14 protein-coding genes and 1 pseudogene are annotated in these 14,240 nt (G+C 37.5%); 11 read left to right on the top strand and 4 right to left on the bottom strand.

What is annotated here, in order from left to right; all coding sequences use genetic code 11:
* Positions 1–52: 52 nt before the first annotated feature.
* Positions 53–537 (bottom strand): annotated as a pseudogene (locus AC3WSK_RS08365) (IS3 family transposase); the annotation flags it as partial.
* Between the two features lie 14 nt (positions 538–551).
* Complete coding sequence (locus tag AC3WSK_RS08360) at positions 552–734, bottom strand: helix-turn-helix domain-containing protein (protein WP_492412063.1); 183 nt, start codon at positions 732–734, stop codon at positions 552–554.
* 681 nt (positions 735–1,415) lie between these two features.
* Between AC3WSK_RS08360 and AC3WSK_RS08355 the strand changes: the two genes are divergently transcribed.
* A complete protein-coding gene (locus AC3WSK_RS08355) occupies positions 1,416–1,763 on the top strand; it encodes a DUF4064 domain-containing protein (protein WP_492412064.1) in 348 nt (115 codons plus the stop codon).
* 14 nt (positions 1,764–1,777) lie between these two features.
* Positions 1,778–2,224: a hypothetical protein gene (locus tag AC3WSK_RS08350; protein ID WP_079561773.1), complete on the top strand. Its 447-nt coding sequence runs from the start codon at positions 1,778–1,780 to the stop codon at positions 2,222–2,224.
* A gap of 246 nt (positions 2,225–2,470) precedes the next feature.
* Here AC3WSK_RS08350 and AC3WSK_RS08345 read toward each other — a convergent pair whose 3' ends face one another.
* Positions 2,471–2,893 carry a DUF3139 domain-containing protein gene (locus AC3WSK_RS08345; RefSeq protein WP_492412066.1) on the bottom strand — a complete coding sequence of 141 codons (423 nt, stop codon included), beginning with the start codon at positions 2,891–2,893 and terminating at the stop codon, positions 2,471–2,473.
* 314 nt (positions 2,894–3,207) lie between these two features.
* On the opposite strand from AC3WSK_RS08345, the gene AC3WSK_RS08340 reads away from it, so the two are divergent.
* The 4 genes from AC3WSK_RS08340 to AC3WSK_RS08325 all read left to right on the top strand — a co-directional run bounded on the left by AC3WSK_RS08340 (position 3,208) and on the right by AC3WSK_RS08325 (position 6,662).
* Positions 3,208–3,588: a PH domain-containing protein gene (locus AC3WSK_RS08340; protein WP_197141056.1), complete on the top strand. Its 381-nt coding sequence runs from the start codon at positions 3,208–3,210 to the stop codon at positions 3,586–3,588.
* A 228-nt stretch (positions 3,589–3,816) separates the two neighbouring features.
* Positions 3,817–4,008 carry a hypothetical protein gene (locus tag AC3WSK_RS08335; RefSeq protein WP_079561771.1) on the top strand — a complete coding sequence of 64 codons (192 nt, stop codon included), beginning with the start codon at positions 3,817–3,819 and terminating at the stop codon, positions 4,006–4,008.
* A 364-nt stretch (positions 4,009–4,372) separates the two neighbouring features.
* Positions 4,373–5,944 carry a flagellar assembly protein A gene (locus AC3WSK_RS08330; RefSeq protein ID WP_427484928.1) on the top strand — a complete coding sequence of 524 codons (1,572 nt, stop codon included), beginning with the start codon at positions 4,373–4,375 and terminating at the stop codon, positions 5,942–5,944.
* On the top strand, positions 5,937–6,662 hold the full coding sequence (locus AC3WSK_RS08325; protein ID WP_079561769.1) for a glycerophosphodiester phosphodiesterase: 726 nt from the start codon (positions 5,937–5,939) through the stop codon (positions 6,660–6,662). The genes AC3WSK_RS08330 and AC3WSK_RS08325 overlap by 8 nt, the downstream gene beginning before the upstream one ends.
* A gap of 132 nt (positions 6,663–6,794) precedes the next feature.
* On the opposite strand, the gene AC3WSK_RS08320 is transcribed toward AC3WSK_RS08325, so the two are convergent.
* Positions 6,795–7,031 carry a DUF2627 domain-containing protein gene (locus tag AC3WSK_RS08320; RefSeq protein ID WP_079561768.1) on the bottom strand — a complete coding sequence of 79 codons (237 nt, stop codon included), beginning with the start codon at positions 7,029–7,031 and terminating at the stop codon, positions 6,795–6,797.
* 646 nt (positions 7,032–7,677) lie between these two features.
* Here AC3WSK_RS08320 and AC3WSK_RS08315 point away from each other — a divergent pair.
* From AC3WSK_RS08315 to AC3WSK_RS08295, 5 genes are all read left to right on the top strand, one after another.
* Positions 7,678–8,772 carry a Leu/Phe/Val dehydrogenase gene (locus AC3WSK_RS08315; protein ID WP_079561767.1) on the top strand — a complete coding sequence of 365 codons (1,095 nt, stop codon included), beginning with the start codon at positions 7,678–7,680 and terminating at the stop codon, positions 8,770–8,772.
* 108 nt (positions 8,773–8,880) lie between these two features.
* Positions 8,881–10,308 (top strand): dihydrolipoyl dehydrogenase, encoded by a 1,428-nt coding sequence (lpdA, locus tag AC3WSK_RS08310; RefSeq protein ID WP_079561766.1) that lies wholly within the window; start codon positions 8,881–8,883, stop codon positions 10,306–10,308.
* Positions 10,309–10,543: 235 nt separating this feature from the next.
* Positions 10,544–11,560, top strand: a complete 1,017-nt coding sequence (locus AC3WSK_RS08305) for a thiamine pyrophosphate-dependent dehydrogenase E1 component subunit alpha (RefSeq protein ID WP_079561765.1) — start codon at positions 10,544–10,546, stop codon at positions 11,558–11,560.
* Positions 11,560–12,543, top strand: a complete 984-nt coding sequence (locus tag AC3WSK_RS08300; RefSeq protein ID WP_079561764.1) for an alpha-ketoacid dehydrogenase subunit beta — start codon at positions 11,560–11,562, stop codon at positions 12,541–12,543. Before AC3WSK_RS08305 ends, AC3WSK_RS08300 begins: the two co-directional genes overlap by 1 nt.
* A gap of 305 nt (positions 12,544–12,848) precedes the next feature.
* On the top strand, positions 12,849–14,123 hold the full coding sequence (locus AC3WSK_RS08295; protein ID WP_492412281.1) for a dihydrolipoamide acetyltransferase family protein: 1,275 nt from the start codon (positions 12,849–12,851) through the stop codon (positions 14,121–14,123).
* Positions 14,124–14,240: the final 117 nt, after the last annotated feature.

Below are 14,240 nucleotides of genomic sequence, written 5' to 3'. Positions count from 1 at the left end.
TGAAAAAGCATAGGCGTAGATGATCTGACCCAAAAAAGTTAGACATATTTAGTTAAGCAACTTCTACGACCTGAGTTCGGTACTCCACCGTGCTTAGGTCTTTTAATTTTGCTTCATTCGTTTGTGATAGTAATAGTGAATATAGTCCTTAAGTTCCTGTTCAACATGTGCCATGGATTCAAATTCTTGTAGATACAGGAGTTCAGAGTTTAATAAGCCAAAGAAATTTTCAATGACTGCGTTATCCAAACAATTCCCCTTACGGGACATACTTTGCGTAATCCCATATTGTTTTAATGTTCGTTGTACTTTTTCATTTGATAGCGCCAACCTTGGTCCGAATGAAGAACGACTTGGATTACCTGATTGAAGGCGCTCCAATGCTTATTCTAACATATCATGAACCAGTTTATACACCGGACGATTCATTACCGTGTATGCAATGATTTCGCCATTACATAAATCAAGGACGGGTGATAAATAACGTTTCTCACCAAATAAATGGAACTCTATCACGTTTGTTACCCATTTCTCGTTAATTCATTTTATAGTCAATAATATTGTGTATAGGACTTTAAGAAAGTCTCTACACCACTTCTTTGATAACGGCGAGCCCATTCACTGACAACTTGAACTGTCATTCCGATATCTTTCGCAACTTCAATCATGGTTTCATATCCATTTAAGTATCGTTGAACCGCTTGAATACGTTGTTCAACACTTACTTTCCCCATAAAAAACCCCAGTAAAAGTTAGATTGATGTCTAACTTTTACTGGGCAGTTCAAAAAAAAGCTTATGCTTTTTGATATTTATTGATTTCTTTTATCTCTCATTAACAATAAAAAAGAAGAATCGATTTCTCAATCCTTTCGCTATTCTCAGAATTGAATAAAGTTATAAAATTTTTCAGCTGCTCACCGCAATCGATTTTATTTCCTAACATGTTCTTCTTGAAGCGCCCTTTAAAGGCATTTAAGAGGGTTATACAGGACATAAAAGCAGATGGTGGTTAGAGGAAAATAGAGATGGAAGGTACATTCTATAATGTTTCTAACACTCACTCAGTAGGCTTCGATGTATTTATGTACTGTTTGGCAAACAAAGATTAAGGTGTCGTAGGATTTTATCTGTACGGCACATCATTAAGTTGCTGTGCTTTTTCTGTTTTCACCTTCTCAAACAGCCCTCAGATGATTCGATAATTGATTAGGCGCATACTTCGGTTGCGTGGATTGCTCTAAGGTTAGTTCTCAGTGTCAATACATCTTGCAGATGGAGTGGGTTGCAGTTGAACATTTGGTTGTGACTATATAGTAGTACTATAGTTTGTAAAAAAGGTACCATTATTTACATAAATATAGTAAAATTTAATGTATAGACTATAGTCTTAATTTACTGTAAGGAGTTTAGAAGATGGAAGAAACAGAATACAAGCCGATTGAAGAAAGATTTAATGAGCAGAATGATAACAAAAAACTAAATAAGCAATCAAAAGCACCATATACATTATATAGTGTTCTTGGCTTCATAGGAGCTATTATATCAATTGGCATGGGCTTCTATAAGATGTTTGTTTATGAAAATGCTGATGAAGATAGCTATTTTAGTAGTAAAGAGAATATCAATGCTTATGTTGGCGGTGATGCTTATAACTACATTATCAACGGTACATATACAACGAGTTATTTTGTATTAGCATTAGTATGTATGGTATTTGCTTGCTCAATGTTAATTTTAAAAAGTATTAATCAGAATAAGTAGGAGTTTAGTTTTTTATGAAGAAAATTTTTGTAGGCATTATACTAATTATTACAACTATTATTATTTGCGCTTGTGGGAATAAAAGCGATGCACCTGAAAATGTGCGTGAGGATATATGGAATCATGGAATACAATTTGCTCTTTTCATGAAAGATACAATTCATGATGATTTAGATCAAAATGATTACGAAAAATTCGGTAGTGCTTTTAATAGCTATTATGAAAAGTTTGATAAAGATGCGACAGAAGAAGAACGAAAAATATTAGGCAACTTGTATGCTGCAACACTTATCTACGATATTGCTAAATTACATCGTGATACAATGGGCAATTATAATTATAATGAAGAAGATTATAATGATATATTCAAAGCTTTGGAAGAAGTATTTGGTGCTTCCAATTTGAAAGATGTAAATTATGATAAAGATAGTATGAAAAAGATTCTTTCAAAATATGATTAGGTGTGCATAGCCTAAAGTGTTTAAAAAGATAGAGTGAACTGCTCTATCTTTTTTTATTGCCATGCCAAAAGCTTACAGTCACTACACAAGACATATTGATGAAACGATGAGCTCGGCTTTTGTTACATTAATTGACCCAACCTTGAGAGCTTTTCAATACAGAAATGTACTGAGAACGCTTAGTTACTCAATAATTCCGCTTACATAATTTGGCTTTCTAGGGGGGATCTCAACTTGGACAAATAATTATAAATCTCTATTATCTAAAGAATTTTTACATTCTTTCTCACTATATTTTGTCTCATCCTCTAATATGTCAGTAACACCATCCGCTGAAAGTACGTCTTTTTCACAAAACTGCTGAACTTGTTTTCCTTTTTTAGTTATTCCATAATAATAGGTTGTATTCGGCTCATCTTTAAAAATAACCATAAAGTGTCCGTGATAAAAGTCTTTATTTATTAAGTACTTTGGCTCAACATAATGTGATTTTTCAATTTTTTCGTCTGTATATCCCTTCTCTTCTAAATATTTGGGAACATATTTGTTAGCGATGTATTTTGTATATGGATTACCATTGCTTAGTACATAAATAAAACCTGTTGGAATAGCAATGACAATAACGGCAATTAGGATACTAATTGTAATATATATCTTTTTTTTCTTCATTTTACGTCACCCTTCTTTATTAACAATAATCATTTTTACGCACAAATCCTTGATGAGCTGTGTGATAGGCTTTGTTTTGAAAAATGATATCCCCCTATTATTTCGAGTAAAATTAAGCTACAAACAAACCATTTGATCAATTTATCCACCTAAACATCGTTTAGTGTAATTTTACACTATTTTAGTGTTTAGTCAATTAGGGGTTGCTACTTATTCGCAGTTATAAATAATATCGTTTAAGGAGTTGGGTTGAATTTATGGAAAAATATTCTCATATTCTAAATGAAGGATGGACATTTGGAGGGGGAGTAAAGATGGGGATATTTGATGGGATAATAGGAAATGCAAGTGAAGTTAATCTAGAAAAGTTAAAGGAAGAAGTTAAAGGCTTATTAACACCTAATGAAACAATTAAGAATGCTTACAAAATTATAAGAGACACGTTTATTTTTACGGATAAAAGACTTATCTTAATCGATAAACAAGGAGTGACTGGAAAGAAGACACAATACCATTCAATTCCATATAAAAGTATTCTTCATTTTTCAGTTGAAACGGCAGGGACATTTGATTTAGATGCAGAGTTGAAAATTTGGGTTTCAGGTAATGAATTACCAATACAGAAAAGCTTTAATAAATCAACTAACATATATAAAATTCAAAGTGTATTAGCGGAACATGTATTAGGAAAGTAATAAATTAAACGATCAACAATGCTGTTGATCGTTTATAACTTCTTTCAGCGTGTGCCCAAACACCCGCTGAAATAGAGGAAATCAGTCTAAGAAAGCCACGTACTGTGGCAATTTAACTGTGCGAAAGCAACAACAACAACACACGAATGAGTGATCAACATGGGGTTGGCCTAAAGCCTATTCCGGACACAATTATACCGAGGTATAATTGATTTGGGGTGATAACAGATGAAAAGCGTAAACATACAGCTTGACGAGAAAAACTCGTTAGAAATAACGCAGATAGAAGATAATTTATTTGAAATGCGGCTTGGAATGAATGGAAGCATTAGCGTTTACTATATGACACGTGAGCAGCTCCTGAATTTCGATCAATTAGGCGCTCATTTGCGCATTGAGTCTATTCTAGGGATAGATTAGGAGCTATTATTCGACTATGTATAAATGGTTTCCGAGGGATGTTTATTTAGTATTGAAGGCCTAAGTAAGATTATGAAAATTATGACTGATATATTATCTTTTTTTTAAGTTAGTTGAAGATTTAGTAAATTTCCTGATTGTTAATAGTGAAATTTATACAATTTGGACAGTGAGATTTTGAAGACTGAATAAAATATTACTTTTGTATAGTATAAATCTCCTAATTATCATATGAAAATGAAAAAAATGGATGTGTATATTACTTATAAAGTATGTGTATGTTCTTTCTGAGTAGTGACAATTGTCTCTAAACAAATGTAAATAGATTGTATATACTTACAGTTAGAGGGAAGGAGGAGGTAGCTTGATTCTAGTTCGAAATGATAAATTCGAAATATCGGAAGAAAATGGCAAAGTATATATGCTTACTTTCAGTGCCGGTTTTCCATTAAAAGAATTTGATAGTATTTTACGAAGTCATCCCCGACTCAAATTATCAAATTTTTCAATATTAAAAAATGTCTTAGCAACCGAAAGCACAAGCCCTGTTGAAATTGGACGCTGGCTTCCTAATGTTGAAGCTGAAGTTGCAAGAGATAAAATGTCTGCCTCAATATTTATCTATGAAACACATGACTATATTCTAAAGAATAAAGAGAAATTAACGGAACAAATTTTGGAAACTATCAAAAACGAAGGAATTGCTCACGGCATATTAGATTTTGATATTTCTAACATTGAGACAGGAAAAGCATTTTTAATTGCTCAAGGTACACAACCAGTAGCAGGAACAGATGCACAAATTACATACTTACCTAAACCAGAGAGAAAGCCAGTAATTCGCGAAGATGGCAAAGCTGATTATTATGACATGAACTTTATTTCTGAAATATCCGAAGGTTCGTGGTTAGGCGAGAAAATTCCTGCGACATTAGGTAAACCAGGGGAAAATGTACTAGGTGAAATGATGGCTGCAGTACCGGGTCGTGATTTTCCTATACGATATGATAAAAAATCAGCTTATGAAGTGGAAGAGGATGGGAAAACTGTCATCCGTTCGAAAATAGCTGGTGTATTAGATGATGTTAAAGGCATGATCGGAGTTAATAGACATTTGCCAATTCATGGAGACGTTGGCGTTGAAACAGGGAATCTCGAATTTAATGGCTCTTTAAGCATTAAAGGAACAGTTACATCAGGCTATACAGTTATTGCTACTGGAGATATTTCCATCGAGGGTGCCGAAGGTGTAAGCGGTGCCAAACTGATTAAATCCCTTGAAGGCGACGTCTATATTCGCGGAGGGATTTTTGGTCTAGGTTCAACGCTTGTAGAGGCAGGCGGCAATATTTTCGTTAAGCATGTCAATGAAGCAAATCTAGTTGCAGCTGACAGCATTCATATAGGATCTTATGCATTGGGATCCCAGCTCTCTGCCCATTCTATCTTTGTGGACGAACGAAAAGGAAAAATTATTGGGGGCCGTGCAGTGGCCAAAAATACAATTGTTACGGCCATCTCAGGAAATCGTTTAGAGCGTCGAACTGATTTAATCATCGAAAGCGTAAATAAACAGGAAAGCTATTCTATTATGCAAGAGAAGGCGGGGAATCTTAAGAAACTGCAATCAGAAATCGCTGAGCACGAAGGAAAAATTAAAAGCTTACTGCCACTCCTTAACCAAATGTCTAAGGAGCAAATAGCTACATTTGAGGGTACAAAACAAATTTTAACAAAATTGAAAGCGGATGCAGTGACCATTGATCGTGAGGTTAAACTCATAATGGATGAAATGCGTCATGCTGGAAAAGAGGAGATTACTGTTACGAAGGAAGCGCATCCTGGTACCTATATTCAAATTGGCAAAAAATCATCCTTATTAAGTAAGATTAAAAAGGGTAAATTTCTTATTGAATTTGGTGAGCTAAATGCTTAGCGAATCTTTTATTCCTGTATTTGCACATCGTGGGGCATCCGCGTATGCACTTGAAAATACTTTGAAGTCTTTTGAAAAGGCATTAGAGCTAGGAGCAGATGGAATTGAATTAGATATCCAGCTTTCGAAAGAGGGCATTCCAGTAGTGTTTCATGATCCACAGCTATCAAGATTAGTAGGCATCAATAAGCTGGTGAACGAATGTACGAAAGAGGAGCTAATAAGCTTTAAACTTGGGAAGCCGTGGAGACGATTATTTTCAACGTATAAAATTCCGACGTTTGAAGTTGTTTTAGCATGGGCAAATTCTCAACAGCTTCCACTTAATATTGAATTAAAATCAACACTCCTTGATAATAAAAGCGCACTTATTCAAATGCTACATGGGCTTACTTTGCCTGTTGGCAGTCATTTTTCATCGTTTCACTATGAGCTTTTAGAGATTGTGAAACAATATAAGCCAGACTATGAAACAGCACTTATAGCAACGAAAAAATTAAAATGGGATTTGCTTCGTGATTACAATGCAATTGATAGTGTTCATATGCATAAAAGGTATTATAAACCAAGATATTTAGAGGCTTGTGTAGCGAGTGATAAAGCATGTCGTTTTTATGCAATTGATGGGAATGAAACATTTTTAACGAATCCTCATCCTTCAGTAATTGGTTGGATTTCTGATTTTCCAGATAAAGTGATTAAGAGACAACAACGTTAATCACTGTCGCCTCGGCAAAATTGTAGCTGTCGCTTCGCTTTCGCACAGATAAAAAATGTAGCTGAAGATTTTGAATGAAGATAAAAATAGCTATCCAATAAGTCCGCCTTAGACTTATTAGGATAGCTATTTTTATTTTTTTTGGAAGCGCGGAGCCACTTTTCCATTTTTTCGATCGCGGTGAAGTAAAAAACCTGCGAAAAAGCCAAAGCCTATAACAAAAAGAATAATGCCAACGACAAATTGTAGCCATAAAAATGGGAAAGGTGAAATGAGCTTACCGAATAATGTATCACGCATAAATTTAATGCCACCTGCAGCCATAAGACCGGGAATAAGCATTACTATAAATGCAGCAAAACGAGCCATGCATGTCCCTCCTTATTCCTAAGTTTAATTGTACCTGTGGATATTGGAATGTCAAGAAACGTTATAAAACTACGGAACTGATGAATCCAAAAACAAGTAAGACAAAATGCGATAATTGTAACTGAATCTTTAGAAAATTCTTACTTAAACAAGAAAATGTAATAATAGTTGCTAAATTGTGAAATTGTCAGTATTGTAAAATTAAATGGAGCAATATTATCCATTGTTAAACAATTTTAAATTCTTTCAGCAGGTGTCCTAATACCTGTACCTGACGCTACGCTTTCGGTACAAAAGATATTTGCTAAAAGAATTTAAAGCCTCCGGCGGATGTCACGGAATCGGAAAGGAATTCAATATAGGATGTTAGCCTAAAATCATCGCATCCATGCGATAACGGCATACTGACCTGCATCGGTAAAAACGCCACGTTCTGTGGCATTACCGAAATGACCGACATCGTGTCGGCCCTCGTGTTGTTGCTGTCGCTACGTTAGCACTGCGCTTTCGCACAAAAAACATCGCAGGCCTATGCACAAAGCCGATTCCGGACGCAGTTATGCCGAGGCATAATTGAAACACTAATTATACTGAATTGGAATGGGCGTTTGGGGATGCACTTTCCAAAGCAAAGGGGCGAGTTTTCATGGAAATCTTCAAGTATATGGAAAAGTATGATTATGAACAATTGGTATTTTGCCAAGATGAAGCATCAGGGTTAAAAGCGATTATCGCTATCCATGACACAACACTTGGACCAGCATTAGGTGGTGCACGTATGTGGACATATGCATCAGAAGAAAATGCGATAGAGGATGCATTGCGTTTGGCACGAGGGATGACCTATAAAAATGCTGCAGCTGGTTTAAACCTTGGCGGTGGAAAAACGGTTATTATCGGTGACCCATTTAAAGATAAAAATGAAGAAATGTTCCGTGCGTTAGGACGTTTTATCCAAGGGCTTAATGGTCGCTACATTACGGCAGAAGATGTAGGTACAACAGTGACAGATATGGATTTAATGCATGAGGAAACAAATTATGTAACGGGAATTTCCCCTGCTTTTGGTTCATCAGGAAATCCTTCACCAGTAACTGCTTACGGAGTTTATCTTGGGATGAAAGCAGCAGCAAAAGAAGCATTTGGATCTGACTCATTAGAGGGACGTACTATTTCTGTACAAGGTTTAGGAAATGTAGCCTACAAGCTTTGCGAATATTTACATAATGAAGGTGCAAAACTTGTTGTTACAGACATTAATCAAGCGGCAATTGATCGCGTTGTGAATGATTTTGATGCAACTGCTGTAGCACCGGAGGAAATCTATTCACAGGAAGTTGATATTTTCGCACCTTGTGCATTAGGGGCGATTTTAAATGATGAAACGATTCCGCAACTAAAAGCAAAGGTGATCGCAGGTTCTGCCAATAACCAATTACAAGATTCTCGACATGGTGATTATTTACATGAATTAGAGATAGTTTATGCACCTGATTATGTAATTAACGCTGGTGGAGTAATAAATGTAGCTGATGAATTATATGGATATAACCGTGAACGTGCAATGAAACGTGTCGAAGGCATTTACGATAGCCTTGAAAAAATCTTCGCGATTTCTAAACGTGATGGTATACCGACGTATGTAGCAGCTAATCGTTTAGCAGAAGAACGTATCGCTCGAGTATCAAAGTCTCGTAGCCAATTCTTAAAAAATGAAAAAAATATTTTAAACGGTCGTTAAGTACCGCTTATTCGTTGAAAGAAGTCGCATTGTCGACTTCTTCTAACTTTATCGTAAATTAATAGATTACATGAATGATTAGCATTTTTCTCACAAGGGGGAATCTATATGGCTCAAAACTATGATGTTGTCATTTTAGGCGGAGGTACAGGGGGCTATGTAGCTGCAATTCGAGCTGCGCAGTTGGGCTTAAAAACAGCTATTGTCGAACGTGAACGACTAGGTGGAACATGCTTGCATAAAGGCTGTATACCAAGTAAGGCCTTACTTCGAAGTGCAGAAGTGTATCGTATGGCAAATAAAACTGCGGCTGAATATGGTGTTGATATTGAAGGGGTGACATTGCAATTCGACAAAGTGCAAGAAAGGAAGCAAGCTATTGTTGAGCAATTGAGCCAAGGTGTGAATACACTGATGAAAAAGGGCAAAATAGACGTTTATCAGGGATTAGGGCGAATTTTAGGGCCATCTATTTTCTCACCGATGCCTGGCACTATTTCAGTTGAAATGAGTAATGGCGATGAAAATGAAATGCTAGTTCCAACAAATGTGGTGATTGCTACAGGATCAAAGCCAAGAGGAATGGCGGGACTAACGGTTGATGGTAAATATGTGATGAACTCTGATCATGCATTGGAAATGGAAGAACTGCCAAAGTCGTTGTTAATTGTTGGCGGAGGAGTTATTGGAATAGAATGGGCCTCAATGCTTTGCGATTTTGGGGTTTACGTAACGGTCATTGAATATGGGCCATCCATTTTACCTGCAGAGGATGCGGATATTGTAAAAGAAGTAACAAAGCAACTTGAAAAAAGAGGCGTCCGCATTGTGACGAATGCTCGCTTAGATTCGGGATCCTTTAAAATTGAAAATGATAACGTTTTCATTTCCGCAAAAGTAAATGATAAGGATGAATTATTTGAGGCAGATAAATTATTGCTTTGTGTTGGACGTGAAGCCAATACACAAGGTATTGGTTTAGAAAATACTGAAATAGAAGTAGAAAATGGATTTATCAAAGTCAATGATTCGTATCAAACGAAGGAATCACATATGTATGCCATAGGGGATGTTATCGGTGGCTTACAATTAGCGCATGTTGCCTCACACGAAGGGGTGTGTGCTATTGAGCATATTGCAACGGATAAAACAGAGGGACTTGATGTTCTAAATGTTCCGAAATGTGTTTATTCTTATCCTGAGGTCGCAAGTATTGGCTTAACAGAAAGGGATGCACAAGAACAAGGTTATTCGTTGAAGATTGGTAAGTTTCCGTTCAAGGCGATCGGAAAAGCACTAGTTAATGGAGAGACAGATGGTTTTGTAAAAATTGTTGCTGATGAAGAAACGAATGATATTTTGGGTATTCATATGGTAGGACCACATGTGACAGATTTAATTGGAGAAGCATCACTTGCTAAATTATTGGATGCAACGCCTTGGGAAATAAGTCAGGCCATTCATCCACATCCGTCACTCAATGAGGTGCTAGCGGAAGCGGCGTTAGCAGTGGATCATCGCGCCATTCATTTTTAAGATTCGTAGTTTTTGTAACTAAAGTCTAGGGTCAAAACAAAAATCTGTTCTTGATTAACAGGTAGATTAAAAGTGCTCATAAAGCGGTAGGTGACGTCGTTCGTGGAAAACGTCCTTTCTGGAGTGGAATGTGCAATCAAGTACATATTTTGGTGAAGGGCCATAATTGCTTTAGTTATCTGTATCCAGAAAGTGTTTTTGTAGCGAAAGCGAAACGTTCGAAAGGGGTGTTCGTATGCAAGGTGTTCAAATTAAGCATGAGGATTTAGGGTTAACAAATGAAGATGTGCTTGCAATATTCGAAACGATGTTAATGGCAAGAAGACTTGATGAACGAATGTGGTTATTAAACCGTTCTGGTAAAATTCCGTTTGTTATTTCTTGTCAGGGTCAGGAGGCGGCGCAAGTAGGGGCAGCATTTGCTCTAGATCATAACAAAGATTATATTGCACCTTATTATCGTGATATGGGTGTTGTTTTACATTTTGGTATGACACCGAAAGAATTGATGTTATCTGCATTTGCTAAAGCAGAGGATCCGAACTCGGGTGGGCGCCAAATGCCAGGTCATTTTGGACAAAAGAAAAATCGTATTTTAACAGGTTCTTCGCCAGTTACGACACAAGTTCCACACGCGGTAGGCGTAGCTTTAGCAGGGCGCCTACAAAAGGAAGATTTTGTTACTTTCGTTACACTCGGTGAAGGTTCATCTAACCAAGGTGATTTCCATGAAGGTGCGAACTTCGCAGGAGTGCATAAGCTTCCAGTTATTATAATGGTAGAAAATAATCAATATGCAATTTCTGTGCCAGTTGAACGTCAATTAGGCTGCGCGAAAGTATCAGATCGCGGTATTGGCTATGGTATGCCAGGTGTTACAGTTGATGGGAAATGTCCGTTGCAAGTCTATAAGGTTGTGAAAGAAGCGGCTGATCGTGCTCGTAGAGGTGAAGGCCCAAGTTTAATAGAGACAGTGACGTATCGCTTAACGGCGCATTCTTCGGATGATGATGATCGTCAATATCGAACTGCTGAGGATATAGCTGAAGGAAAGGCAAAGGATCCAATTTTGTTATTTGAAAAGTATCTTATGGATACTGGAGTTATGACAGAAAAACTTCGTGCTGAAATAGAAGAACGTGTCATGGCAGAGGTGAATGAAGCAACAGATTATGCAGAAGCTGCTCCATATGCACCACCAGAGCATGCTATGAAATACGTATATGCACCAGTGGACGGAGGTGACGTGTAATGGCAGTAATGTCTTATATTGATGCGATTACATTAGCGATGAAGGAAGAGATGGAACGTGATGAGCGTGTTTTCATTTTAGGAGAGGACGTTGGTCGTAAAGGTGGGGTTTTCAAAGCGACAGCAGGTCTTTACGATCAATTTGGTGAACATCGGGTACTTGACACACCTCTTGCAGAGAGTGCTATTGCAGGTGTTGGTATTGGTGCTGCGATGTATGGAATGCGTCCAATTGCCGAAATGCAATTCGCTGACTTCATCATGCCTGCAGTTAACCAAATTGTTTCTGAGGCAGCAAAAATCCGCTATCGTTCAAACAATGATTGGTCTTGCCCGATGGTTATACGTGCACCATTTGGTGGAGGAATTCATGGAGCGCTTTACCATTCGCAATCTGTAGAGGCGCTTTTTGCAGGAACACCAGGGTTAAAAATTGTTATACCTTCAACACCGTACGATGCTAAAGGCTTATTAAAAGCAGCGATTCGCGATGAAGATCCAGTGCTATTTTTTGAGCATAAGCGTGCATATCGTCTTATTAAAGGCGAAGTCCCAGTAGACGATTACACATTGCCGATTGGTAAGGCGGATGTTAAGCGGGAAGGGGAAGACGTTACTGTTATTACGTATGGTTTAGCTGTCCATTTTGCATTACAAGCTGCAGAACGTCTAGCAGCAGACGGAATTTCAGCGCATATTCTGGACCTACGCACGGTATATCCGCTTGATAAAGAAGCAATCATTGAGGCGGCAAGTAAAACAGGTAAAGTTTTACTAGTTACCGAGGATAATAAAGAAGGTAGCATTATGAGTGAAGTTGCAGCAATCATTGCAGAGCATTGCTTATTTGAACTAGATGCACCAATTCAGCGTCTTGCAGGACCTGATGTTCCGGCAATGCCGTACGCACCGACGATGGAAAAATATTTTATGATCAACCCTGATAAAGTAGAGCGTGCGATGCGAGAACTTGCCGCATTCTAATATAAATGGATCTATTTCTGTGGTAAATAGAAGCTTTTAAAAGAAAGTTTATAAATATCACAGGTATTTTAAGACTCTTCATCGAAAGTTCGGGATGACATTTCTTAAAACGTTATGTCGTGGTATATAAGTTGATTAGAGTAGAGACTGGCTGACTCCTCCTAGGGGGTTATTGGACGCCCTTAGGAGAGCCCAAGTCGGTGCGAAAATCAACCCCACTTTATGGTGATGAGTAATATTATAAATATGATAGTAATTTGATAGATACAATTACACCTAGGCATAATTGATGGGGGGAATAGATGATGGCTATTCAAAATATTACAATGCCACAGCTCGGCGAAAGTGTAACAGAAGGTACGATTGAAAAATGGCTTGTCAAACCAGGTGATACAGTAAAAAAATATGATCCACTAGCAGAAGTAGTTACAGATAAAGTAAATGCAGAAATCCCATCTTCTTTTGAAGGAGTCATATCAGAGCTACTTGCAGAGGAAGGGCAAACGTTACCGGTTGGTGCAGTCGTTTGTTCCGTTGAAATAGCAGGTGACAGTGAGTTACCTCCACCGCCTCCAGCTAAAAAATCAGCGGTAAGTACGGCAATTTTAAATGCAGGTGTACAAAAGAAACAAGAGACTCAACAACCAACTACTGCTACAAGAGAATCGCAAAAAACAGTTCGTCAGGATAAAGTACGTTATTCACCAGCTGTTCTTCGACTTGCACAAGAGTATGAAATTGCCCTTGATCAAATAACAGGTACTGGTGAAGGTGGACGTATTACAAGAAAAGACCTAATGAAACTGATTGAAACAGGAAATGTGCCAACGCCTCTAGTGGAAACATCACCTGTAGTCGATGAAAAAGTTCCGCAATCAGGCGATATTGAAATTCCAGTAACGAAGGTGCGCCGTGCGATTGCCAATAATATGGTACGAAGCGTTCATGAAGTACCACATGCATGGATGATGATGGAAGTGGACGTCACAGATTTAGTAGCATTTCGTGATAGCATAAAGGCTGAGTTTAAGCAAAAAGAAGGCTTTAATATTACGTATTTTGCTTTCTTTGTAAAAGCTGTTGCTCAAGCTTTAAAGGAATTCCCGATGATGAACTCTATGTGGGCAGAGGACAAAATTATTCAAAAGCATGACATCAATATTTCCATTGCAGTCGCAACAGATGATGCGTTATTTGTTCCTGTTATAAAACACGCTGATGAAAAATCGATTAAAGGGATTGCGAAGGAAATTCATGAGCTTGCAGGAAAAGTTCGTGCCGGAAAATTGTCGATGGATGATATAAAAGGTGGTACATTTACGGTTAATAATACGGGTGCATTCGGCTCTGTTCAGTCGATGGGCATCATTAATTACCCACAAGCTGCCATTCTTCAAGTGGAAAGTATTGTAAAAAAACCAGTTATTTTACCTGGTGGAATGTTCGCGGCACGAGATATTGTGAATTTATGTTTATCTTTAGATCATCGAGTTCTTGATGGACTTGTTTGTGGTAAATTCCTGAATAGAGTAAAAGAAATACTCGAAAATACAAATAAATCTTCAACGTCAGTCTACTGATGACTTGTCGGAAGCCTGTTATATAACGGTTTCCGATTTTTTTTTGCTTTGCGAGTCGCAATTTGTCATGTAGAATAACAAATAGAAACTACTAAGGGGGGAAGCTGATTAAGCGTC

The organism is Lysinibacillus sp. EB271-A1-10B (assembly GCF_058791335.1).
The sequence above is the reverse complement of the archived record's forward strand: the minus strand, read 5'-3'. Positions and strand labels throughout refer to the sequence as shown.

What these genes read in the sequence shown, in the direction of transcription:
- AC3WSK_RS08340 (WP_197141056.1), top strand. Translation starts at nt 3,208, where the DNA reads ATGGGGATATTTGATGGGATAATAGGAAATGCAAGTGAAGTTAATCTA.
- AC3WSK_RS08345 (WP_492412066.1), bottom strand. Translation starts at nt 2,893, where the DNA reads ATGAAGAAAAAAAAGATATATATTACAATTAGTATCCTAATTGCCGTT.
- AC3WSK_RS08360 (WP_492412063.1), bottom strand. Translation starts at nt 734, where the DNA reads ATGGGGAAAGTAAGTGTTGAACAACGTATTCAAGCGGTTCAACGATAC.
- AC3WSK_RS08295 (WP_492412281.1), top strand. Translation starts at nt 12,849, where the DNA reads ATGGCTATTCAAAATATTACAATGCCACAGCTCGGCGAAAGTGTAACA.
- AC3WSK_RS08305 (WP_079561765.1), top strand. Translation starts at nt 10,544, where the DNA reads ATGCAAGGTGTTCAAATTAAGCATGAGGATTTAGGGTTAACAAATGAA.
- AC3WSK_RS08355 (WP_492412064.1), top strand. Translation starts at nt 1,416, where the DNA reads ATGGAAGAAACAGAATACAAGCCGATTGAAGAAAGATTTAATGAGCAG.
- AC3WSK_RS08350 (WP_079561773.1), top strand. Translation starts at nt 1,778, where the DNA reads ATGAAGAAAATTTTTGTAGGCATTATACTAATTATTACAACTATTATT.
- AC3WSK_RS08315 (WP_079561767.1), top strand. Translation starts at nt 7,678, where the DNA reads ATGGAAATCTTCAAGTATATGGAAAAGTATGATTATGAACAATTGGTA.
- AC3WSK_RS08325 (WP_079561769.1), top strand. Translation starts at nt 5,937, where the DNA reads ATGCTTAGCGAATCTTTTATTCCTGTATTTGCACATCGTGGGGCATCC.
- AC3WSK_RS08300 (WP_079561764.1), top strand. Translation starts at nt 11,560, where the DNA reads ATGGCAGTAATGTCTTATATTGATGCGATTACATTAGCGATGAAGGAA.
- lpdA (WP_079561766.1), top strand. Translation starts at nt 8,881, where the DNA reads ATGGCTCAAAACTATGATGTTGTCATTTTAGGCGGAGGTACAGGGGGC.
- AC3WSK_RS08320 (WP_079561768.1), bottom strand. Translation starts at nt 7,031, where the DNA reads ATGGCTCGTTTTGCTGCATTTATAGTAATGCTTATTCCCGGTCTTATG.
- AC3WSK_RS08335 (WP_079561771.1), top strand. Translation starts at nt 3,817, where the DNA reads ATGAAAAGCGTAAACATACAGCTTGACGAGAAAAACTCGTTAGAAATA.